This is a genomic window from Kitasatospora terrestris (assembly GCF_039542905.1).
Taxonomy (GTDB): Bacteria; Actinomycetota; Actinomycetes; order Streptomycetales; family Streptomycetaceae; genus Kitasatospora; species Kitasatospora terrestris.
The window spans coordinates 3524357-3544688 of record NZ_BAABIS010000001.1 but is presented as its reverse complement, the minus strand read 5'-3'; the positions used below and the strand labels follow the sequence as shown (position 1 = coordinate 3544688).

Annotated in this window: 18 protein-coding genes; 14 read left to right on the top strand and 4 right to left on the bottom strand. The window is 74.3% G+C overall.

Annotated elements, in window-relative coordinates; genetic code table 11:
* Position 1: 1 nt before the first annotated feature.
* Genes ABEB06_RS16085 through ABEB06_RS16060 form a run of 6 tightly spaced genes read left to right on the top strand, consistent with a single transcriptional unit; the run spans position 2 to position 8302 of the window.
* The gene (locus ABEB06_RS16085) at positions 2-1105 is read left to right on the top strand and encodes a glycosyltransferase family 4 protein (RefSeq protein ID WP_345697555.1); all 1104 of its coding nucleotides are present in this window, start codon (positions 2-4) and stop codon (positions 1103-1105) included.
* Positions 1102-3402 carry a DUF2206 domain-containing protein gene (locus ABEB06_RS16080; RefSeq protein ID WP_345697554.1) on the top strand — a complete coding sequence of 767 codons (2301 nt, stop codon included), beginning with the start codon at positions 1102-1104 and terminating at the stop codon, positions 3400-3402. Before ABEB06_RS16085 ends, ABEB06_RS16080 begins: the two co-directional genes overlap by 4 nt.
* Complete coding sequence (locus tag ABEB06_RS16075) at positions 3399-4553, top strand: glycosyltransferase family 4 protein (RefSeq protein WP_345697553.1); 1155 nt, start codon at positions 3399-3401, stop codon at positions 4551-4553. Before ABEB06_RS16080 ends, ABEB06_RS16075 begins: the two co-directional genes overlap by 4 nt.
* Positions 4546-5913: a lipopolysaccharide biosynthesis protein gene (locus ABEB06_RS16070; RefSeq protein WP_345697552.1), complete on the top strand. Its 1368-nt coding sequence runs from the start codon at positions 4546-4548 to the stop codon at positions 5911-5913. The genes ABEB06_RS16075 and ABEB06_RS16070 overlap by 8 nt, the downstream gene beginning before the upstream one ends.
* The gene (locus ABEB06_RS16065; RefSeq protein WP_345697551.1) at positions 5913-7160 is read left to right on the top strand and encodes a polysaccharide pyruvyl transferase family protein; all 1248 of its coding nucleotides are present in this window, start codon (positions 5913-5915) and stop codon (positions 7158-7160) included. Before ABEB06_RS16070 ends, ABEB06_RS16065 begins: the two co-directional genes overlap by 1 nt.
* Positions 7157-8302: a glycosyltransferase family 4 protein gene (locus ABEB06_RS16060; RefSeq protein ID WP_345697550.1), complete on the top strand. Its 1146-nt coding sequence runs from the start codon at positions 7157-7159 to the stop codon at positions 8300-8302. Before ABEB06_RS16065 ends, ABEB06_RS16060 begins: the two co-directional genes overlap by 4 nt.
* Before the next feature lie 8 nt (positions 8303-8310).
* Here the strand turns inward: ABEB06_RS16060 and ABEB06_RS16055 are convergent, their stop codons facing one another.
* Complete coding sequence (locus ABEB06_RS16055) at positions 8311-9534, bottom strand: cellulase family glycosylhydrolase (RefSeq protein ID WP_345697549.1); 1224 nt, start codon at positions 9532-9534, stop codon at positions 8311-8313.
* 58 nt (positions 9535-9592) lie between these two features.
* Positions 9593-10582 (bottom strand): type I pantothenate kinase, encoded by a 990-nt coding sequence (gene coaA, locus ABEB06_RS16050; protein WP_345697548.1) that lies wholly within the window; start codon positions 10580-10582, stop codon positions 9593-9595.
* Positions 10583-10681: 99 nt separating this feature from the next.
* On the opposite strand from coaA, the gene glmS reads away from it, so the two are divergent.
* From glmS to ABEB06_RS16015, 7 genes are all read left to right on the top strand, one after another.
* The gene (glmS, locus tag ABEB06_RS16045; RefSeq protein WP_345697547.1) at positions 10682-12538 is read left to right on the top strand and encodes a glutamine--fructose-6-phosphate transaminase (isomerizing); all 1857 of its coding nucleotides are present in this window, start codon (positions 10682-10684) and stop codon (positions 12536-12538) included.
* Positions 12539-12670: 132 nt separating this feature from the next.
* Positions 12671-13039 carry a holo-ACP synthase gene (locus ABEB06_RS16040; protein WP_345697546.1) on the top strand — a complete coding sequence of 123 codons (369 nt, stop codon included), beginning with the start codon at positions 12671-12673 and terminating at the stop codon, positions 13037-13039.
* Positions 13040-13056: 17 nt separating this feature from the next.
* A complete protein-coding gene (locus ABEB06_RS16035) occupies positions 13057-14481 on the top strand; it encodes an NAD(P)H-hydrate dehydratase (protein ID WP_345697545.1) in 1425 nt (474 codons plus the stop codon).
* Positions 14482-14611: 130 nt separating this feature from the next.
* Entirely contained in the window at positions 14612-15796 is a 1185-nt protein-coding gene (gene alr, locus ABEB06_RS16030) for an alanine racemase (RefSeq protein WP_345697544.1), read from the top strand.
* On the top strand, positions 15793-17148 hold the full coding sequence (locus tag ABEB06_RS16025; protein ID WP_345697543.1) for an alpha/beta fold hydrolase: 1356 nt from the start codon (positions 15793-15795) through the stop codon (positions 17146-17148). The genes alr and ABEB06_RS16025 overlap by 4 nt, the downstream gene beginning before the upstream one ends.
* A gap of 33 nt (positions 17149-17181) precedes the next feature.
* Complete coding sequence (tsaE, locus tag ABEB06_RS16020; protein ID WP_345697542.1) at positions 17182-17694, top strand: tRNA (adenosine(37)-N6)-threonylcarbamoyltransferase complex ATPase subunit type 1 TsaE; 513 nt, start codon at positions 17182-17184, stop codon at positions 17692-17694.
* Between the two features lie 89 nt (positions 17695-17783).
* Complete coding sequence (locus tag ABEB06_RS16015; RefSeq protein WP_345697541.1) at positions 17784-17945, top strand: hypothetical protein; 162 nt, start codon at positions 17784-17786, stop codon at positions 17943-17945.
* A gap of 17 nt (positions 17946-17962) precedes the next feature.
* On the opposite strand, the gene ABEB06_RS16010 is transcribed toward ABEB06_RS16015, so the two are convergent.
* On the bottom strand, positions 17963-18877 hold the full coding sequence (locus ABEB06_RS16010) for an IS982 family transposase (RefSeq protein ID WP_345694694.1): 915 nt from the start codon (positions 18875-18877) through the stop codon (positions 17963-17965).
* 81 nt (positions 18878-18958) lie between these two features.
* Positions 18959-19528, bottom strand: a complete 570-nt coding sequence (locus tag ABEB06_RS16005) for a hypothetical protein (protein ID WP_345697540.1) — start codon at positions 19526-19528, stop codon at positions 18959-18961.
* 138 nt (positions 19529-19666) lie between these two features.
* Here ABEB06_RS16005 and tsaB point away from each other — a divergent pair, with 138 nt between their 5' ends.
* A complete protein-coding gene (tsaB, locus tag ABEB06_RS16000; RefSeq protein ID WP_345697539.1) occupies positions 19667-20314 on the top strand; it encodes a tRNA (adenosine(37)-N6)-threonylcarbamoyltransferase complex dimerization subunit type 1 TsaB in 648 nt (215 codons plus the stop codon).
* Positions 20315-20332: the final 18 nt, after the last annotated feature.

Here is a 20332-nt window from a genome sequence, read left to right as displayed (position 1 = left end):
GATGCGTACCGTCCTGCAGGTCACCCCCTACTACCCGCCGCACCTGGGCGGGCTGGAACGGGTCGTCGAGCACCTCTCCCAGCAGCTGTCCCACCGGCACGACGTGCGCGTCGTCACCACCGTGCTCGGCGCCGCGGGCGCGGAACGGCGCGAGCAGCGGGGCCGGCTGGGCGTGCGCCGGCACCGGGCGGTCGAGGTCGCCCACACCGCCGTCGCTCCCGGGCTCCCGCTCTCCCTGCTCCGGGCCCCCCGCGACTCGGTGGTCCACCTGCACTGCGCCCACGCGCTGCTGCCGGAACTGGTGGCGCTCACCAGCCTGGTGCGCCGCGGGCGGTTCCTGGTCCACTTCCACCTCGACGTGGACTCCTCCGGTCCGCTCGGCCGGCTGCTGCCGCTGTACAAGAAGCACGTCTTCGGCCGGGTGCTGCGCGCGGCGGCCGGCGTGATCGTCCTGACCCCGTCCCAGGCCGACTTCGTTCGCGACCGGTACCGCGTTCCCGCGGAGCGGGTGTTCGTGGTGCCCAACGGGGTCGGCCGGGAGTTCTTCCGGCCCGTCCGGGAGCCGCGGCAGCGTCCGCTCGAGCTGCTGTACGTCGGCCGGCTCAGCGCGCAGAAGAACGTCGCCCGCCTGCTGGAGGCGATGGCTCTGGTCCGGCAGCCCGTCAGGCTCCGTCTGGTCGGCGACGGCGAGCTGCGGGAGCGGCTGGAGGCCCGGGCGGCGGAGCTGCGCCTCGGCTCGGTCGAGTTCGCGGGCGGCCTGCACGGGGCGGACCTGGTGGCGGCCTACGAGGCGGCGGACGCCTTCGTGCTGCCCTCCGACCGGGAGGGGATGCCGCTGGTCGCGCTGGAGGCCATGGCGGCGGCACTGCCGGTCCTGGCCACCGCCGTCCCCGGCAACACCGAACTGCTCGGCGAGGTGGGCCTGCTCGCGGCGCCCGAGCCGGCCGCGCTGGCCGCCGCGATCGACCGGCTGGCCGCCGACCCCGCCCTGCGCGGGGCGCTGTCGGCGCGGAGCGCCGAGGCCGCCCGCGGCTACTCCTGGGAGGCGGTCGCCGCCCGGGTCGAAGAGGTCTACGGCGCGCTCTACCCGGCGGTGGCGGCATGACCGTGCCCGCCGTCCTGCGGGGGCGGCTCGGCGTGATGGTGGGCGTCAGCCTGGCCTGCGTGCTGGAGGCGGTGCCGGGGATGCCGGCCGTTCCGCGCACCCTGGCCGGCCTGTGGCTGCTCCTCGGTGCGCCGGTGGCGCTCTGGCGCGGTACGGCGAGCCGGGTGGTCTCCACCCGCGACGCCTCGCTGATGCTGGCGGTCGGCTTCGCCGTGGTGACCGACATCCTGGTGGCCCTCGGACTGAACACGGTGCTGCCGCTGTTCGGGGACGACCGCCCGCTCGGCCGCCTGGACCTGTCGGCGGCGACCATGACGGTGCTGCTGGTGATCGGTGTCCTCGCACCCGAGGAGGAGCGCGAGGAGCCGCCGGCGGGCTCGGGCCCGCCGGCGGGGGCGGCGGCCGTCGGCGGCCTCGGGGCCCTCGCCCTGCTGCTCTCGGTCGCCGGACCGATCCGGCTCAACAACGGCTTCAGCGGCGCGGTCAGCACGGTGGCGCTGGTGACGGTCGCCGCCCTGCTGGTGCTCCTGGTGGTCCGGCGGCGGCGCTATCCGGCGTCCCTGCTGGAGACCGGGCTGTACGTCGCCGCCACCGCGCTGCTGCTGCTCAACTCCCTGCGCGGCTGGTACATCACCGGCCACGACATCCAGCGCGAGTACAAGTACTTCCGGCTCACCCTCGGCGGCTCGCTGTGGGATCCCTCGACCTACGTCGACGCCTACAACGCCTGCCTGAGCGTCACCCTGCTGCCGGTCAGCGTGGTCCGGCTGACCGCCGTTCCGGACCTGTACGTCTTCAAGGCGCTGCTCCCGCTGCTGTTCGCCCTCACCCCGGTGCTGGTCTACCGCTCGGTGCGCAACGTGGCACCGCAGTTCGTGGCGCTGCTCTCGGCCGTCTACTTCATGGTCTTCCCGACCTTCTTCAGCGACATGACCTTCCTGGGCCGCCAGGAGGTCGCGTTCCTGCTGCTCGGCTGTTCGATGGTGGTGCTGACCGACCCCGGCCGGCCACTGGCACGACGGCGCTGGACGTTCAGCGTGCTGATGGCCGGCGTGGTCCTCTCGCACTACTCCACGACCTACGTGGTCGTGGCGACCCTAGGCATCGCCTTCGCGGTGGACAAGGTCTGGCGGCTGGCCGCGCGGTCGCGGGAGCCCCGGCCCCGCCGGCGCAGTCAGAACGACCAGTCCACCTCGTTCGTGACCTGGTGGATGGTGCTCCTGCCGGCGGTCCTCGCGCTGCTCTGGGCCGGGCCGGTCACCGGGACCTCGGGACAGCTGCAGAGCACGCTGCGGATCGTGGCGCAGAACGTGTTGCACCCGGGTCAGGCGCAGAGCGGTTCGTCCGACACCTCGTACAGCCTGCTCGGCGGCACCAAGGCGAGCCCGGAGGAACTGCTCGCCGAATTCCGCGAGGAGTCCATCGAACAGACCGAGAGCCAGCGTGCCGCCGGCGCCTACATGCCGCTCACCAAGCTGAAGTCCACCCCCACGCCCGTGGTGGCGCAGGCGGACCTGCCGGTGACCGGGCTCGGCAAGGCCCTGGAGGCGGTCGGCATCCCGGTCCCGGCGCTCAACGGGGCGCTGCGGCAGGGGGCGGCGCTGCTCCTCCAACTGCTGGTGCTGGTCGGCTTCGTGGTGGTCTTCCGCAGCCGCAGCCGCTCTTTCCGGCCGGCCCGCGACCAGGTCACGCTGACCGCCGGGGCACTCGCCGTCGTGGCGCTGTTCACGCTGCTGCCCCAGCTGTCGGTGGACTACAGCGTGCTCCGCGCCTTCCAGCAGGGGCTCTTCTTCTTCGCGCCGTTCGTGGCGGCCGGCACCCTGTGGGCGCTGCGCTGGGCGAACCGGCGTACCGTGCCGCTGGCCTGCGTGCTGACCACGGCGCTGTTCCTCGACCTGACCGGTGTGGTGCCCAAGGTGCTGGGCGGGTACCCGGCGCAGCTCCAGCTGAGCAACGCCGGCCGCTACTACGACATCTACTACCCGCACGCCGAGGAGCGCCAGGCGGCGTTCTGGCTGGCCCAGCGGACCGCCAACGACAAGGGCCAACTGGTCCAGACGGACCGCTACGGCTTCAGCCGGCTGCAGACCCTGCTCACCGGCAAGAGCCAGGGCGAGATCTTCCCGACCTTCATGCGCACGCACTCCTACGTGCTGCTCGGCACGACCGCGGCCAGGAAGGACGAGGTGACCGTCTTCTACCGCGGAGACCTGATCACCTACCGTTACCCGATGGGTCTGCTGGACGCCACCAAGAACCAGATCTACAGCAGCGAGGGAGCGAGGATCTACCGATGAGCAGCGCCAGCGGGCCGCAACGGGTACTGCTCGTCAGCCACTACTACCCCCCGCACCTGGGCGGCATCGAGAACGTCGTGCGGCAGGAGGCGGTCAACCTGGTCGCCGCGGGCGCCGAGGTCACGGTGCTCACCAGTGGTGAGCGCAGCGCCGTCGGCGAGGAGGACGGCGTCCGCGTGGTGCGGGTGGCGGCCTGGAACGGCGCGGAGCGGGCCGGCGTGCCCTTCCCGGTGCTGTCGCCGGCCGCGCTCCCGGTCGCGCTCCGCTGGGCGCGCTGGGCCGACGTCGTGCACGTGCACGACTGCCTCTACCTGACCTCGTGGACGGCCGGCCTCGCCGCCGTCCTCACCCGCACCCCGCACGTCCTCACCCAGCACGTCGCCATGGTGGAGCACCCGTCCGCGGTGGTCCGCGCGGTGCAGCGGGCGGTGTACGCGGTGGCCGGGCGGGCGCTGCTGCGCCGCGCCGCGAACGTGTTCACCCTCAACGCCTCGGTCGCCGCTTTCGTCCTCGGCCTCGGCGCCCGCCCCGAGCGCGCCCGCCATCTCGCCAACGGCGTCGACACCGCGCTGTTCCGGCCCGCCGGGTCGGCGGAGGAGCGGCTGCTGGCCCGCAAGCGCCTCGGGCTGCCGGCCGACCGGGTCCTGGTGCTGTTCGCGGGCCGGCTGGTCCCCAAGAAGGGGTACGACCTGCTGCTGGCCGCCCACCGGGGCACCGCCGGTTACGACCTGGTGTTCGCCGGGGACGGCGACTCGGCGGCGCTGGCGGGCCGGCCCGGGGTGCACCACCTCGGCACCCTCCGGCCCGAGGAGCTCGCCGAGGCCTACCGGGCGTGCGACCTGTTCGCGTTGCCGTCCACGGCCGAGGGCTTCCCGCTGACGGTGCAGGAGGCGATGGCCTCGGGCCTCCCGGTGGTGACCACCGACGATCCCGGCTACGCCCCGTACGACTTGGACCGCTCCCTGGTCGCGCTGGTGCGGCGCGAGGTCGAGACGCTCGGCGCCACCCTGGACGAACTGGCCGCCGACGCGCCGCGCCGTGAGCGGATGGGGCGTCACTCCCGGGAGCACGCGGTCGCCGCCTTCACCTGGGAGGAGCACGTGCGTTCGCTGCTCCGCCACTACCGGCAGGCTCGGACCGGGCGTGGCTAGGCACAGCGGACAGCGCGGCTCCAGACGGCCGGCCGCGGCCGGCCGGCCGGCCCGGCACGCCCGACCGACCGACCAGGTCTACCGCAGCTCCTTCTTCCTGCTGGCCTCGACCGTGATAACGGCGGCGCTCGGCTTCCTGTTCTGGGTGGTCGTCGCCCGGTACTACTCGATCGAGCAGGTCGGCCTGGCCACCTCGCTGGTCTCGGCGAGCGTGCTGCTGGCCAACCTCAGCCTGTTCGGCCTGAACAACACGCTGATCCGATTCCCCGCGCCGGCCTTCGCCCGCAACGGCCAGATCACCCAGTCGATCGTGGTGGTGGCGGCGACGGCCTGCCTGGCCGCCGTGGTCTACCTGCTGGGCCTGCCGCTGTACGGCAGCAAGCTGCTGTTCTTCCGGGACGAGCCGCTGGGAGCCGCCGCCTTCGTGGTGTGCTGCGCGCTGGCCGCGGTCAACCTGCTGACCAAGTCGGTCTTCGTCGGGGCCAGGGTGCCGCAGTACAACGTGGTCATCGACGGGCTGCTCCAGGGCGTGGTCAAGCTCGTCACGCCGACCGTCCTGGTGGTGTTCGGCACCGCCGGCATCGTCGGGGCGACCGGGGCCGGCTACGCAGTGGCCGTGGTCGGGGCGCTGTTCGCGATGCGCCGACGGCTCGGCTTCCGGTTCGACGTGCGGACCCGGCGCACCAGGCTCCGCGAGCAGCTCCGCTACTCGTTCGCCAGCCACGTCTCCGGGCTGCTCGGCATGGTGCCGATGATGGTGCTCCCGCTGACCGTGCTGCACCGGCTGGGCGCGGCCGCGGCGGGCTGCTTCTTCGTCGCGTTCCAGATAGCGGCGCTGCTCAACGCGGTGTCCTCGGCGGTGGGGGAGGCCATGTTCGCCGAGGCCTCCTCGGACCTGTCCCGGCTCGGCGAACTGCTGCGCCGCTCCGCCCGGATCATCGCGGTGGTGCAGATCCCGGCGGTCGCCGCGGTGGTGCTCGGCAGCGGCCTGCTCCTGCACGTCTTCGGCGGCGACTACCGGAACCGGGCACAGGGCCTGCTGGTGGTCCTCGCCGTGGGCGCCCTGGCCGTCGCGCTGAGGACCTGGGCCAACTCCGCGCTCAAGGTGACCCAGCGGATGCGCCACCTGGTCCTCAGCAACGTCCTCGGTGCCGTCCTCACCATCGGGCTCGCCCAGCTCTGGGCGCCGCGCGGCCTGGTGTGGGTCGGGTGGGCCTGGGGCGTCGGCAACCTGATCTCCGGGCTGTACGCGGCCGGTGCCCTGCTCGGGCGCCGTCCGGCCGTCCCGCAGCCGCCGCAGCAGCCGCCGCGGCCGGCCGCGCCCGCCGCCATGATTCCTGCCGAGGGGTACCCCCACTGATGAAGACCGTGGTCGTCAACGCCTACGTCCGGGAGAACGCGGGCGACGCCGCGCTGCTCTCGGTCTGCCTCCGCCACGTCCGGGAGGCCTTCCCGGACGCCCGGACGGACATCGCCGGCATGGAGAGCCCGGCCGTCCACGGCGACTTCGAGGGCGTCGCCAACCTGGGCTCGATCCGTCGGTACGTCGCGGACGGCGGGGCCGCGTTCGCGGTGCGCCTGGTCCGCCGCCTGATGGTGGCCGCGCTGTGCACCGTGGCCCTCCTGCTGCCGAAGCCCGCCGCCCGGGCGCTGCTGCGGCTGCTGCCCGCCGAGGCGAGGCGGGAGGCGCTGGCCGTCGCCGAGGCCGACCTGGTGGTCTCCATGGGCGGCGGCTACCTGCTCGCCCGCGGCGGCCTGGACGGCTACCAGAACGTCTACTTCGTGCTGCTGCCGGCGCTGATCGCGCAGAAGTTCGGCGTCCCGGTGGTGTGGGCGCCGCAGTCCTTCGGCCCGTTCCCGGCCGCGCTGCAGCGCCGACTGGTCGCCCACGTGCTGAAGCGCTCGCCGCTGGTCCTCGCCCGCGAGGACGTCAGCGTGGAGCTGTTGACGGAGTGCGGGATGCCCGCCGACCGGATCCGCCGCGCGGTGGACGCCGGGTTCGCGTTCGCCCCGCCCGTGACCTCCGACTGGCGGGCCCGGCTCGGGGTCGACCCGGGGCAGCCGCTGATCGGCATCACCGCGCGCCGCTGGCTCCCCCCGGCGGCCCAGGAACGGTACGAGCGGGCGCTGGCCCGGACCGTCGACCGGCTCCAGGCCGAGGGCGCCCGGGTGGTGCTGATACCCCAGGTCAGCACCGACTACCTCGGCGACGACGACCGGGTGGTCGAGCGCCGGATCGCCCAGTACTGCGCCGACGCGCCGATCCTGGTCGAGGACCGGGTCGACTACCGCGACCTCAAGGGCGTCTACGGCGAGTGCTCGATGCTGATCGGCACCCGGTTCCACTCGGTGATCTTCTCGCTGACCAGCGGCGTGCCGTGCGTCGCCATCGAGTACGAGCACAAGACCCGCGGCATCATGGCGGACCTCGGTCTCGGCCAGTGGGTGCTGCCCATCGAGGACGTGACCTTCGAACGGCTGTGGCCGCTGGCGGCCGGCCTGCGCGACGACCCGGCCGCGTACCGCTCCGCACTGCGCGACCGGCTCCCCGAGTACGTGGCGGACGCGGAGAACTTCCCCGAGCTGCTGCGCCGGGTGGTCCGGTGAGCGGCCGGCGGACCGTGGCGGTCGTCGCCCCGTACTACCCGCCCAAGATCGGGGGAGTGGAGAACTACGCGGCCCGGGTCGCCCGGGCGGTCGCGGACAGCCCGGACCTGCGGGCGGTCGTGATCACCAGCCGGCTCTCCGGCTTGCGGACCTCGGTCACCGACGAGGACGGCATCCGGGTGATCCGGCTCGGTACCTGGCTCCGGCTGTCGAACACCCCGCTGAGCCCGCTGTGGCCCGTCCAGCTCCGCCGCTGGCTGCGCCGCAGCGGGGCCGAGGTGGTGAACGCCCACGCCCCGGTCCCCGGCATGGCCGACCTGGCCGTCGCGGTGGCCGGCAACCGGCCCACCGTGCTGACGTACCACGCGGGTTCGATGCACAAGGGCGAGCCGGGCAGCGGACTCGCGGACCGGCTGATCGGCGCGTACGAACGCCGGGTGCTGCCCCGGGTCTTCCGGCGGGCGCGGACGCTGGTCGCGGTCTCGCCGGTGTCGCTGGCGGCCGGCCGGCCGCACGCGGTGGAGATCACACCGGGCGTCGACACCGCGCGGTTCACGCCGGGCGCCGCGGCCTCGCAACGGCCCCGCACCCTGGTCTACGCGGGCCGGATGGACCGCTCCTCGGCCTGGAAGGGCGTGGACGTCCTGGTCCGCGCCTTCGCCGAGCTGGCGCCGGCCGTGCCCGGGGCCCGGCTGCGCCTGGTCGGTGGCGGGGACGCCCTGCCCGGTCTGCTGGACCTCGCCGCCGAGCTGGGTGTGGCCGACCGGGTCGAGTCCGTCGGCGAGCTGACCGGGGACGACCTGGTCGAGTCGCTGCGGACCGCCGCGGCGCTGGTCCTGCCGTCGCGGACCGAGGCCGAGTCCTTCGGGATGGCGCTGGTGGAGGCGATGGCCTGCGGCACGCCCGTGATCGGTTCGGCGGTCGGCGGCATCCCGTACGTCCTGGCCGGCGGGGAGAGCGGCCTGCTGGTACCGCCGGGCGAGGTGGCAGCGCTGGCCGCGGCGTGCACGCGCGTGCTGTCGGACGGGCAACTGGCCGACCGCCTCGGCGCCGCCGGACGTCGACGGGTCGAACAGCACTACGCGTGGTCCGGACTGACCGCCCGCTACCTCGACCTCTTCCGCTCCTTCGGGGGCTCCTGAGGCCGGCGCTACTGGGTCTTGCGCTGGTAGGCCGCGATCGCGTCCCGCAGGGCGTTGAACGCGGGCTTCGCCGTCCCGTCGTACCGCCGCAGGCCGTAGAACATCGACCGGCGCTGCTTGTCCTTGGCCGTGCCGGTGTCCTGGTGGGCGAACCAGAAGACCGCGCCGACGTGCTTGTTCGCCGCGGCGGCCGGCACCGTGTCCGCGGCGATGGCGGCCTGGAAGTCCTCGGTGACGTGGGTGGCGCCGTCCGGGATCGTGTTGGCGTCGGCGGCGGCGCCGGGCCCGTTGGTGGCGGCGCCGGTCTCGGTCAGCCAGATCGGGAGGTCGGGCGTGCCGTACTTGTCCAGGACCGCGACCAGGTTGTCCTTCGAGCTGCTGATCTGCTCGAAGGCGGTGCCGAAGTCGGTCTTCGCGCTCGGCAGGTGCGGATAGGTGTAGGGGTGGTAGGCGATCGCGTCCACCAGCTTGTTGGCCCCCAGCTTGGAGACCTGGTCGAGGAACTCGGTGTGCGACACGAAGCCCTTGGCCGGGTCGGTGCCGACCGCGGCCAGACCGCCCATCAGCAGGTACGCCTTGGGATCGGCGGCGCGCATCGCCTTCGTGGTGAGCTTCAGCAGGTTGGTGTACGCGGCCGCGTCGGGCTTGGGGGCCCAGAACGGGATGTTCGGCTCGTTCCAGATCTCCCAGGTGTGCACGCCCATCGGCGCGTAGCGCTTGGCGGCGTCCTTGGCGAAGTTCGCGAAGTCCTCCGGCTTGGCCGGGGCGCAGGAGGGGTCGTCGCCGGGGCAGTTGGACTTCCGGGCCCACTTCGGGGTGTAGCTGATCGTCGGCAGCACCTCCAGCCCGCGCTGCTGAGCGGCCTTCAGCACCCGGTCGAACCGCTGCCAGTTGAAGTTCTTCGGGTTGTCCGGCTGGATGTTGTTCCAGGACAGGTCGACCCGGATCCACTTCGTGCCGAGCGCGGTGGCGTCGTCCAGCGCCGAGGCCAGCGCGTGGTCGGACTTCCAGGTCAGGGTGTCGCCGTAGGCCAGGCCGAGCCGCAGGCGGTTGCCGTCCTGCGCCGGGGTCACGGGGGACGGCGACACCGTCGGATCGGCCAAGGTGCTGGAGTTGTCCGCCGCCGAGGAGTTCGACGAGGTCTCGGCGGCCAGGATCGTCGCCGTGGCGGCCACGGCGAACGAGACCAGTGCGACGATCAGCCGCTGACGCTTCCCCGTGTGCGCAAACATGCGCAACAGAGTAAGCCAGCGGAGGCGGCCGTGTGTTCGGGAGCCCCCGCTGGGCCGGTCAGAGCTTGCGCAGCAGGGCGCGGCGGACCTTGTGGTCCTGGCCCTTCTGCAGGATCAGGGTGGCCCGGCCGCGGGTGGGCAGCACGTTCTCCAGCAGGTTGGGCTTGTTGATGGTGCGCCAGACCTGCCGGCCGTAGTCCATCGCCTCCTCCTCCGGCACCTCGGTGAACCGGCGGAAGTAGGAGTTGGGGTCCTGGAAGGCGGTCTGCCGCAGCTTCCGGAAGCGGTCCAGGTACCAGCGTTCGATGTCGTCGGTGCGCGCGTCGACGTAGATGGAGAAGTCGAAGTAGTCGGCGACGGCCAGCCGGGTCCGGCCGTCGGTGCCGGGCAGTGCGGGCTGGAGGACGTTCAGGCCCTCGACGATCAGGATGTCCGGGCGCTCCACGGTCAGCCGCTCGTCCGGGACGATGTCGTAGACGAGGTGCGAGTAGACGGGCGCGGAGACGCGGTCCTTGCCGGCCTTCACGTCGGCGACGAAGCGCATCAGCGCCCGCCGGTCGTACGACTCGGGGAAGCCCTTGCGGGCCATCAGGCCGCGGCGGCGCAGCTCCGCGTTGGGGAGCAGGAAGCCGTCGGTGGTGACCAGCTCGACCCGGGGGTGCTCGGGCCAGCGGGCCAGCAGTGCCTGCAGCAGGCGGGCGGTGGTGGACTTGCCGACGGCCACCGAACCGGCCACGCCGATGATGAACGGCGTGCGGGTGCGCTCGGTGTCGGGGGTGTCCAGGAACGTCCCGAGGGCGCCGCGCAGCTCGTGGGTGGCGTGGATGTACAGGTTCAGCAGCCGGGAGAGCGGCAGGTAGACGTCCCGGACCTCGTCGAGGTCGAGGGCGGTGCCCAGGCCGCGCAGCCGCTCGACCTCTTCCGCGGTCAGCGGCAGCGGGGTGCGCTCGCGCAGCGCGCTCCACTCGGCGCGGTCCAGATCCACGTACGGGGAGGGAGTGGGCGTGGCGGCGCCCCGCGTACAGAGTTCGGTCAGCACATCGTCCATTGTGGGCCGTGCGGTGGAGGACGGGTGGTGTGGTGTCGGTCACCCGGTGTCGCCACCGGCGCGGCGTGAGCCCTTCGCGAGCCGCATATGCTGGCGCGCATGTGCGGAATTGTTGGATATGTGGGCCCCCAGTCGGCCCTTGACGTGGTGATCGCCGGTCTTCGGCGACTCGAGTACCGAGGGTACGACTCGGCCGGTGTGGCCGTGCAGACGCAGGGGGCCTCCGGGCAGTGGTCCCTCGCGACGGACAAGCGGGCGGGCAAGCTCGCCAACCTGGAGAAGTCGCTGGCCGAAACCCCTCTGCCGGCCGGCACGACGGGCATCGGGCACACCCGGTGGGCCACCCACGGCGGCCCGACCGACGCCAACGCCCACCCCCACCTGGACGACCACCGCAAGGTGGCGGTCGTCCACAACGGCATCATCGAGAACTTCGCCCAGCTGCGGGCCGAGATCGCCGAGCGCGGGCACACCCTGCGCTCGGAGACCGACACCGAGGTGGTCGCCCACCTGCTGGCCGAGGCGTACGACGGTGACCTGGCCGAGGCCATGCGGGCCGTCTGCCGGCAGCTCGACGGCGCCTTCACGCTGGTGGCGGTGCACGCGGACGCCCCCGACGTGGTGGTCGGCGCGCGCCGGAACTCGCCGCTGGTGGTCGGTGTCGGCGAGGGCGAGAACTTCCTCGCCTCGGACGTCGCCGCGTTCATCGCGCACACCCGTGAGGCGATCGAGCTCGGCCAGGACCAGGTCGTCGAGCTGCGCCGCTCCGGCGTGACCGTGACCGACTTCGACGGCACCCCCGCCGAGGTCCGCGAGTACCACGTCGACTGGGACGCCTCCGCCGCCGAGAAGGGCGGCTACGACTACTTCATGCTCAAGGAGATCGCCGAGCAGCCGAAGGCCGTCGCCGACACCCTCCTCGGCCGGATCGGCACCGACGGCCGGCTCACCCTCGACGAGCTGCGCATCCCGGACCAGGTGCTGCGGGAGATCGACAAGGTCGTCATCGTGGCGTGCGGCACCGCCTTCCACGCCGGCATGATCGCCAAGTACGCGATCGAGCACTGGACCCGCATCCCCTGCGAGGTCGAGGTCGCCTCGGAGTTCCGCTACCGCGACCCGATCATGGACGACCGCACCCTGGTCGTCGCCATCTCGCAGTCCGGCGAGACCATGGACACCCTGATGGCGCTGCGGCACGCCCGCGAGCAGGGCGCCAAGGTGCTGGCCATCTGCAACACCAACGGCTCGACCATCCCGCGCGAGTCCGACGCGGTGCTCTACACCCACGCCGGCCCCGAGGTCGCCGTCGCCTCCACCAAGGCGTTCCTGACCCAGCTGGTGGCCTGCTACCTGGTCGCGCTCTACCTGGGCCAGGTCCGCGGCACCAAGTGGGGCGACGAGATCTTCGGCATCATCCGCGAGCTCGGTGACATGCCGAAGCACGTCGAGGAGGTGCTGGGGACCATGGAGCCGGTCCGCGAGCTGGCCCGCTCGCTGGCCGACGCCCGCTCGGTGCTCTTCCTCGGCCGCCACGTGGGCTTCCCGGTCGCCCTGGAGGGCGCGCTGAAGCTCAAGGAGCTCGCCTACATGCACGCCGAGGGCTTCGCCGCCGGCGAGCTCAAGCACGGCCCGATCGCGCTGATCGAGGACGGCCTGCCGGTCGTCGTCGTGGTGCCCTCGCCGCGCGGCCGCTCGATCCTGCACGACAAGATCGTCTCCAACATCCAGGAGATCCGCGCCCGCGGTGCCCGCACCATCGTCATCGCCGAGGAGGGCGACGAGGCCGTCGTGCCGTACGCGGACCACCTGATCCGCATCCCGGCCACCCCGACCCTGCTCCAGCCGCTGGTCTCCACCGTGCCGCTGCAGGTCTTCGCCTGCGAGCTGGCCACCGCCAAGGGCCACGAGGTCGACCAGCCGCGCAACCTGGCCAAGTCGGTCACCGTCGAGTAGCCGCTCACGACGGTTCGGTGCCCCTGCGGTGGCTGCGCTCTGCCGCAGGGGCGCCGTGCCGGGCGTGGGCGGGCCCGGCGCCGCAGGTGCCGTAAGGTCCCCCGGCAGGAGCGGAAGTCAGGGAGCGCGCAGGTGATCATCGGGGTCGGCATCGACGTGGCGGAGATCGAGCGGTTCGGGGCGACCCTGGAGCGCACGCCCGGGACGGCGGAGCGGCTGTTCACGGCGGGGGAGCTGGTGCTGCCGTCCGGGGCGCGGCGCGGGACGGCGTCGCTGGCCGCGCGGTTCGCGGCGAAGGAGGCGCTGGCCAAGGCGCTGGGCGCGCCCGCCGGGCTGCGCTGGACGGACGCCGAGGTGCTGGTCGAGGAGTCCGGCCGGCCGGTGCTGCGGGTCACCGGGACGGTGGCGGCGCGCGCGGCGGAGCTCGGCGTGAAGTCGTGGCACGTGTCGCTGAGCCACGACGCGGGCGTAGCGTCGGCCGTGGTGATTGCCGAGGGCTGACCGTTCGGGAGGTACGGATGCGGCACGCGCACGCGGTCGAGCAGGTACGGGCGGCGGAGGCCGCGCTGATGGCCCGGCTGCCGGAGGGGACGCTGATGCAGCGGGCCGCCGCCGGACTGGCCGCGGTGTGCGTGCGGCTGCTGCCCCGGGTGTACGGCAGCCGGGTGCTGGTCCTGGCGGGCAGCGGCGACAACGGCGGCGACGCGCTGTACGCGGGCGCCCGCCTCGCCCGGCGCGGCGCGTCGGTGCGGGTGGTGCTGCTGACGCCGGAGCGGGCGCACGCCGACGGGCTGGCCGAGCTGCTGGCCGCGGGCGGGCGGGTGACGGCCGACCCGGCCGAGTTCGAGCGGGCCGACCTGGTGCTCGACGGCATCGTCGGGATCGGCGGGCGGGGCGGGCTGCGCCCCGCGGCCGCGCCGTACGCCGGGATGCGGCGGAGCGGCCCGGTGGTCGCGGTGGACGTGCCGAGCGGGGTGGACGCCGACACCGGCGAGGTCGACGGCGTCGCGCTGCGGGCGGACGTGACGGTGTGCTTCGGCACGTACAAGCCGGGTCTGCTGATCGACCCGGGGGCGTCGTACGCGGGCGTGCTGCACCTGGTCGGCATCGGGCTGGAGCTGCCGCCCGCGCCGGTGACGGCGCTGCAGGAGCAGGACGTGGCCGGGCTGCTGCCGCGGCCCGCGGCCGAGAGCGACAAGTACCGGCGCGGCGTGGTGGGCGTCGCGGCCGGGTCGGCGCGCTACCCGGGGGCGGCGGTGCTGGCCGTCGCGGGCGCGCTGCGCGGCGGCGCCGGCGCGGTGCGGTACGCCGGGACGGCCGCCGAGGAGGTGGTGCGGCGCTTCCCGGAGGTGCTGGTCACCGAGGGGACGCCGGGCGGCGCGGGCCGGGTGCAGGCCTGGGTGGTCGGCCCCGGCGGCGGCGAGGGCGCGGGCGCGGCCCTCGCCGAGGCGCTGGCCTCCGACGTCCCGGTGCTGGTCGACGCGGACGGGCTGACCGAGCTGGCCCGGCTCGGCCCGGACGCGCTGCGCGACCGGACCGCGCCGACCGTGCTCACCCCGCACGCCGGGGAGGCGGCGCGGCTGCTGGCCGGCGCCCTGGGCGGGCCGCCGCCGCCCGCCGACGCGGCGGCCGCGGCGCGGCTGGCGACCGCCCGGCGGCTGGCGGCGGCGTACCGGGCGACCGTGCTGCTCAAGGGTTCGACCACGGTGGTCGCCGACCCCGGCGGCGGCGTCCGGGTGAACGCGACGGGCACGCCGTGGCTGGCCACCGCGGGCAGCGGCGACGTGCTGTCCGGGCTCACCGGTTCGCTGCTCGCCGCCGGCCTGGCGCCGCTGGACGCGGCCTCGGTGGGGGCGTACCTGCACGGCATGGCGGGACGGGACGCGGCGGAGCGGCGGACGCCGATCACGGCGATGGAGGTCGCGGAGCACGTGCGGTTCTGACGGGGAGCCGGGGGACGGGTCGCGGGCCGGCCCGTCGCACGGTCGGTGTCGCCCGCGCGGCGGAGCCGCGAATCGACGGCGGTCGAGCCCCTAGCGGGACTCGGGCCTTCCGTCTGGGAGACTGAGGGTGATGACGACTGCGAACACCACCGGGACGGCGGCCCTCACCACGGGGGCCCGCGCCGAGGCGACGATCGACCTGGGTGCGCTGCGCGACAACCTCGCGGCGCTCCGTGAGCGGGTGGCGGGGCCGGAGCTGATGGCGGTGGTCAAGGCGGACGCCTACGGCCACGGCGCGGTCCGGTGCGCGCGGGAGGCGGTCGCGGCGGGCGCCCGCTGGCTGGGCACGGCCACGCCGGAGGAGGCACTGGCGCTGCGCGCCGCCGGGATCGGCCCCGACCGGGCCCGGATCCTGTGCTGGCTGTGGACGCCGGGCGGCCCCTGGCAGGAGGCCCTGCGGCAGCGGATCGACGTCTCGGTGAGCGGCCGCTGGGCGCTGGCCGAGCTGCTGGCGGCGGTCCGGGAGACCGGGGTGTCCGCCCGGGTGCACCTGAAGGTGGACACCGGCCTGGGTCGCAACGGCTGCCAGCCGCACGACTGGCCGGACCTGGTGGACGAGGCGCTGCGCGCCCAGGCGGAGGGCCTGCTGGAGGTGGTCGGCCTGTGGTCGCACTTCGCGGCCGCCGACGAGCCGGGCCACCCCTCGATCCAGGCCCAGCTGGACTCCTTCGCGGCGGCGCTGGCCTTCGCCGAGGGCGCCGGGGTGCGTCCGGAGGTGCGGCACCTGGCGAACTCGCCGGCCACCCTGACGCTCCCGCAGTCGCACTACGACCTGGTCCGGCCGGGTCTGGCGATGTACGGGCTGTCGCCGGTGCCGGACCTCGGCGGGCCGGCCGACTACGGGCTGCGCCCGGTGATGTCGCTGACGGCGCGCCTGGCGCTGGTGAAGAGCGCGCCGGGCGGCCACGGGGTCAGCTACGGGCACCACTACACGACGCCGGGCCCCACCACGCTGGGCCTGGTGCCGGTCGGCTACGCGGACGGCGTGCCGCGGCACGCGAGCAACACCGGCCCGGTCCAGATCGGCGGCAAGTGGTACCGGGTCGCCGGCCGGGTGGCGATGGACCAGTTCGTGGTGGACCTCGGGGGCGACACGCCCGGGGTCGGCACCGAGGTGCTGCTGTTCGGCTCCGGCGAGCACGGCGAGCCGACCGCCGAGGACTGGGGCCGGGCCTGCGGCACCATCAGCTACGAGATCATCACCCGGATCGGCTCGCGGGTGCCGCGCCGGTACGTCGGCGGGGTCACCGCGTGACCGAGCCGGACGCCTCGAATCCGGTCGCGCAGGTCGCCAGGGCGGCCGGGGCCGCGACCGGGGTGAGCCGTGCCGGGCTGATCGGCATCTCGCTGGGCGTGGTGGCGGCGGGCGCCGCCGCCGGTGTGGCGATCGAGCGGCTGACGATGGGCCGGGCGATGCGCCGGGCCCGCGAGGAGCTGGACGCCGCCGCGCCGTTCGGCTCGCTCCGCGGCCGCCCGCGGACCGTCCCCGCCCCGGACGGCACCGAGCTGTACGTGGAGCTGGACGGCACCGGCTGGCCGGACCCGGTGCAGGTGCACCCGGAGGAGGACGGCTCGCGGCGCGGCTGGTTCCCGCGCCGGCGCGGCGAGGCGCCGGTGGACCGCAGCGGGCTGCCCGGGGTGCTGGGCGGTTCCGGCGCGCTGGTCCGGGCGGCCGGCCGGCCGCTCTTCGGCGCGGCGCGGCGCACCGCCGGCGGCGAGCCGCTGACCGTGGTGTTCTGCCACGGCTACTGCCTGAACCAGGACAGCTGGCACTTCCAGCGGGCCGCCCTGCGCGAGGGCCTGCGGCTGGTCTTCTGGGACCAGCGCAGCCACGGCCGCTCCGAGCGCTCGCGCTCGTACCTGGCCGGGGACCCGGCCTCGATCGACCAGCTGGGCGCCGACCTGAAGGCCGTGGTGGACACCGTGGCGCCGACCGGCCCGCTGGTGCTGGTCGGCCACTCGATGGGCGGCATGACGGTGATGGCGCTGGCCGACCGGCACCCGGAGCTGTTCCGCGAGCGGGTCGCCGGGGTCGCGCTGATCGGCACCCTGGCGAGCGACTGGGACTCGGTGACGCTGGGCCTGCCCGCGGCCGGCGCCCGGCTGTTCAAGCGGGTGGCGCCGGGCGTGGTGCGGATGCTGGGGCGCCAGGTCGAGCTGGTGGAGGCCACCCGGCGGTTCGGCGCGGACGTCAGCGCGGTGTTCTACCGGCGCTTCTCGTTCGGCACCAAGGACGTCGACCCGGCCGTCGTGCGGTTCGCCGAGCAGCTGCTGGACGCCACCCCGATCGACGTGGTCGCCGAGTTCTACCCGGCGTTCTCCGCGCACGACAAGCAGGCGGCCCTGGCCGTCCTGAAGGACATCCCCACCCTGGTGCTGGCCGGCACCAGGGACCTGCTCACCCCGCCCGGGCACAGCGAGGCGATCGCCCGGGCGCTGCCCGGCGTCGAGCCGGTCCTGGTCCCGGACGCCGGGCACCTGGTGATGCTGGAGCGCCCCGGGACCGTCGACCGGCAGCTCGCCGCGCTGCTGGTGGCCGCCGCCGCGCACGCCCACGCCGCGCCGCTCCCGCCGTCCGTCCAGGACCTGGCGGACGGCCCGGACTGACCGCGAACACTGAGGGAAGGACACCGCCCCCCGATGGGAAACCGGACCACTCTGACCGTCGACTCCGCCGCCCGGATGAACCGCCTCGGCCGGGAGCTGGCCGCGCTGCTGCGCCCGGGCGACCTGGTGCTGCTCTCCGGCGAGCTCGGTGCGGGCAAGACCACGCTGACCCGGGGCCTCGGCGAGGGGCTCGGGGTGCGCGGCGCGGTCACCTCGCCGACCTTCGTGATCGCCCGGGTGCACCCCCCGCTCGGCGACGGCCCGGCGCTGGTGCACGTGGACGCGTACCGGCTCGGCGGCGGCCTCGACGAGATGGAGGACCTCGACCTGGACGTCTCGCTGCCCGAGTCGGTGGTGGTCGTGGAGTGGGGCGAGGGCAAGGTCGAGCAGCTGTCCGAGGACCGGCTGGAGGTCCGGATCGAGCGGGCGATCGGCGCGGAGGCCACCGACGACAGCGATCCGCGCACGGTCACCCTCACGGGTCTGGGCGGGCGCTGGGCCGGCGTGGATCTCACCGAAATGGGTGAGCGGCCGGTCGGTTCGTAACCGGTCCGCCCCCGGGGTGTTGCGGCGGGGCGCGCGCCCGTGATGGGATGGCCGTCACAGGTTAGGTATGCCTAACTGGGAGGCGCCCCATGTCGAGCACCACCCCGGCCGCCGAGCGGCCCCGACCCGTCGAGCAGCCCGCCCGGCCCGAGCAGGCCCCGGCCGAGGTGCCGATGAGCGCGCTGCTGGCCGCCTGCCGGGCGGCCGCCGCCGTCTCCACCCCGCCGGAGCGCGCCCCCAGGGCCGCCTAGATGAATGATGCGAAGGGTTAGTGGTCATAGGCGGTCAGCGAGCGCATGATGGGCTGGCCGGTGCGGTCGTTGTGCCAGATCGCGCAGGTCAGGGCGAGGATGCGTTGTAGGACGCGGGCCATGACACCGCCCGGGGTGCGGCCTTGGTGGCGTTCGAGGTCGAGTTGGGCCTTGAAGGTCTGGTTGACGGACTCGATGACCTGTCGGAGCGGTTTGAACAGGGCGGATCCGGCTCGTGGGGGTTCGCCCCTGCGGGCCGGCCGCAGCAGGTGGACGCCCCACTCAGCCAGTTCGTGTTCGAAGGCGCGGCCGTAGTAGTGCCGGTCGGCGATGAGGGTCTGGCCCGGGCGGGCGGCGACGAGGCCGGGTTCGGTGTGGAGCATGCCGAGCAGGGTCTGCCGCTCGTCGGCCTTCGCTCCGGTGAGAGTGAAGGCGACGGGCAGGCCCTGCAGGGTGCACACCAGGTGCAGGCGCAGGCCCCAGAAGTACCGGGAGTGGCTGGCGCAGTAGCCGTACTCGGCCCATCCGGCCAGGTCCGAGCGCTTTGCGGTCTCGCGGGAGCGCCCGCACTCCACCGGCGTGGAGTCGACGACCCACACGGTGTCGGTCCACAGGGAGGTGTCCGTCGCGAGGAGGCGGTTGACCTGGGCGATCAGGTCGGCGGCCTTGCGCAGCCGCCGGTTGTAGCCGGACTGCCCGGGCAGGTAGGGGAACAGGTGCCGCAGATGGGACGAGGCGTGGCGGATCCAGCGGCGTTCGGAGGTGAAGCCGAGGAGTGCCTGCATCACCGCGAGGGTGACCAGTTCCGCGTCCGTGAGCCGGGGTGCGATGCCGACAGCGGGGCGCCACGGCGCCAGGTACGGCGATTCCTTCAGCAGGTCGTCGGTCTTCACGTAGAGTGCGGTCGCGAGGGAGTCCAGGTTAGGCGTCACAACCGACCTTTGGACTCCCTCGCTTCATGTCATGCGTGCCAGCGAGCCCTTGGCATCAATCATCTAGCGCGCGACCGGCCGTCACGGGAGCACGACCACCCGGGTGCCGGTCGGGGCGAAGTCCCACAGCGTCTGGCCGTCGGCCCGGGAGGCCCGGATGCCGCCGGTCTTCAGGCCCGCGGCGGCGGACGGCGCCGGCGCCTTCTCGTCGACCAGCGCGCTGAAGCCGAAGACCGTCTCGCCCTGCTTGGCGAACCGCACCACGTGCTCGATCGGCCGCTGGTCGGTGCCCGTGCCGGAGGCCGTCCGGCCGTACACCGTGTAGGTGCCCACCGCCGGGTCCACCGAGCCCGGGGAGACCTTGAACGCGGCCACCACCTGCGGCGTCTTCTTCGGGTCGACCAGCCACACCTGGTGGTCCTTCACGGCGTACACCACCCGCAGCCCGGTGCCCGACTCGGCGGGCAGCGCGGGCCCCGCGACGGTCGCGGAGGGCGACGGCGAAGCGGAGGCGGAGGCGGAGGCCGGGGCGCTCGGCGCGGCCGCGGCCCGGCCCGGCGCGCCGCTCGCCTGGAAGGCCAGCACGCCCACCACGGCCAGCGCACCCGCGGTCAGACCGCCGACCACCACACCAGGACCCAGCTTCGCCACGTCAGCTCCCACCGTCGGCTCGTGCCCGCATCAGCTCTCCGCGCCCATCGTGCCAGCTCCGCACCGCGCAGCCCGACTCATCGGATGGTGTTCCCGGGTGGTCCTGCGCCCCGCCCGGCACCCTCTAACCTTGGAGCCGTGCTGCTGCTCGCGTTCGACACCGCAACCCCCGCCGTCACCGCCGCCGTCCACGACGGCACGGCCGTCCTCGCCGAAGCGTTCCAGGTGGACGCCAGACGCCACGGCGAACTGCTGCTGCCCACCGTCGACCGGGTGCTGCGCGAGGCGGGCGTCGACAAGCGCGACCTGACCGGGATCGCGGTCGGCGTCGGCCCCGGCCCGTACACCGGCCTGCGGGTCGGCCTGGTCACCGCCGCCGCGCTCGGCGACGCGCTCGGCCTGCCCGTGCACGGCGTCTGCACCCTGGACGCGATCGCCCACCAGGCCCGCCGCGAGGGCGTCGAGGGGCCGATCACGGTCGCCACCGACGCCCGGCGCAAGGAGGTCTACTGGGCCGCCTACGACGCCGAGGGCCGCCGCACCGCCGGCCCCGCCGTCGACCGCCCGGCCGAACTCCCGCCGGTCGAGCGGTCGGTCGGCGCCGGCGCGCTGCTGTACGGCCTCGGCGGGGCGAGCGGCCCCGAGCACGTCTCGGCCGGCGCGCTCGCCGACTTCGCCGCGGCCGAGCTGGCCGCCGGCCGCGAACTGCTCGCCAACGCGCCGCTCTACCTGCGCCGCCCGGACGCCCAGGTGCCGGCCGGCTACAAGGCGGTGCTCCCGCAATGACCGCGGTCACCCTGCGAC

Bases quoted from the DNA above. Each gene is read 5' to 3' on its own strand.
- alr (WP_345697544.1), top strand. From the start codon at position 14,612: ATGACGACTGCGAACACCACCGGGACGGCGGCCCTCACCACGGGGGCC.
- ABEB06_RS16055 (WP_345697549.1), bottom strand. From the start codon at position 9,534: ATGTTTGCGCACACGGGGAAGCGTCAGCGGCTGATCGTCGCACTGGTC.
- ABEB06_RS16080 (WP_345697554.1), top strand. From the start codon at position 1,102: ATGACCGTGCCCGCCGTCCTGCGGGGGCGGCTCGGCGTGATGGTGGGC.
- ABEB06_RS16085 (WP_345697555.1), top strand. From the start codon at position 2: ATGCGTACCGTCCTGCAGGTCACCCCCTACTACCCGCCGCACCTGGGC.
- ABEB06_RS16015 (WP_345697541.1), top strand. From the start codon at position 17,784: ATGTCGAGCACCACCCCGGCCGCCGAGCGGCCCCGACCCGTCGAGCAG.
- ABEB06_RS16035 (WP_345697545.1), top strand. From the start codon at position 13,057: ATGCGGCACGCGCACGCGGTCGAGCAGGTACGGGCGGCGGAGGCCGCG.
- tsaE (WP_345697542.1), top strand. From the start codon at position 17,182: ATGGGAAACCGGACCACTCTGACCGTCGACTCCGCCGCCCGGATGAAC.
- ABEB06_RS16075 (WP_345697553.1), top strand. From the start codon at position 3,399: ATGAGCAGCGCCAGCGGGCCGCAACGGGTACTGCTCGTCAGCCACTAC.
- coaA (WP_345697548.1), bottom strand. From the start codon at position 10,582: ATGGACGATGTGCTGACCGAACTCTGTACGCGGGGCGCCGCCACGCCC.
- ABEB06_RS16065 (WP_345697551.1), top strand. From the start codon at position 5,913: ATGAAGACCGTGGTCGTCAACGCCTACGTCCGGGAGAACGCGGGCGAC.
- glmS (WP_345697547.1), top strand. From the start codon at position 10,682: ATGTGCGGAATTGTTGGATATGTGGGCCCCCAGTCGGCCCTTGACGTG.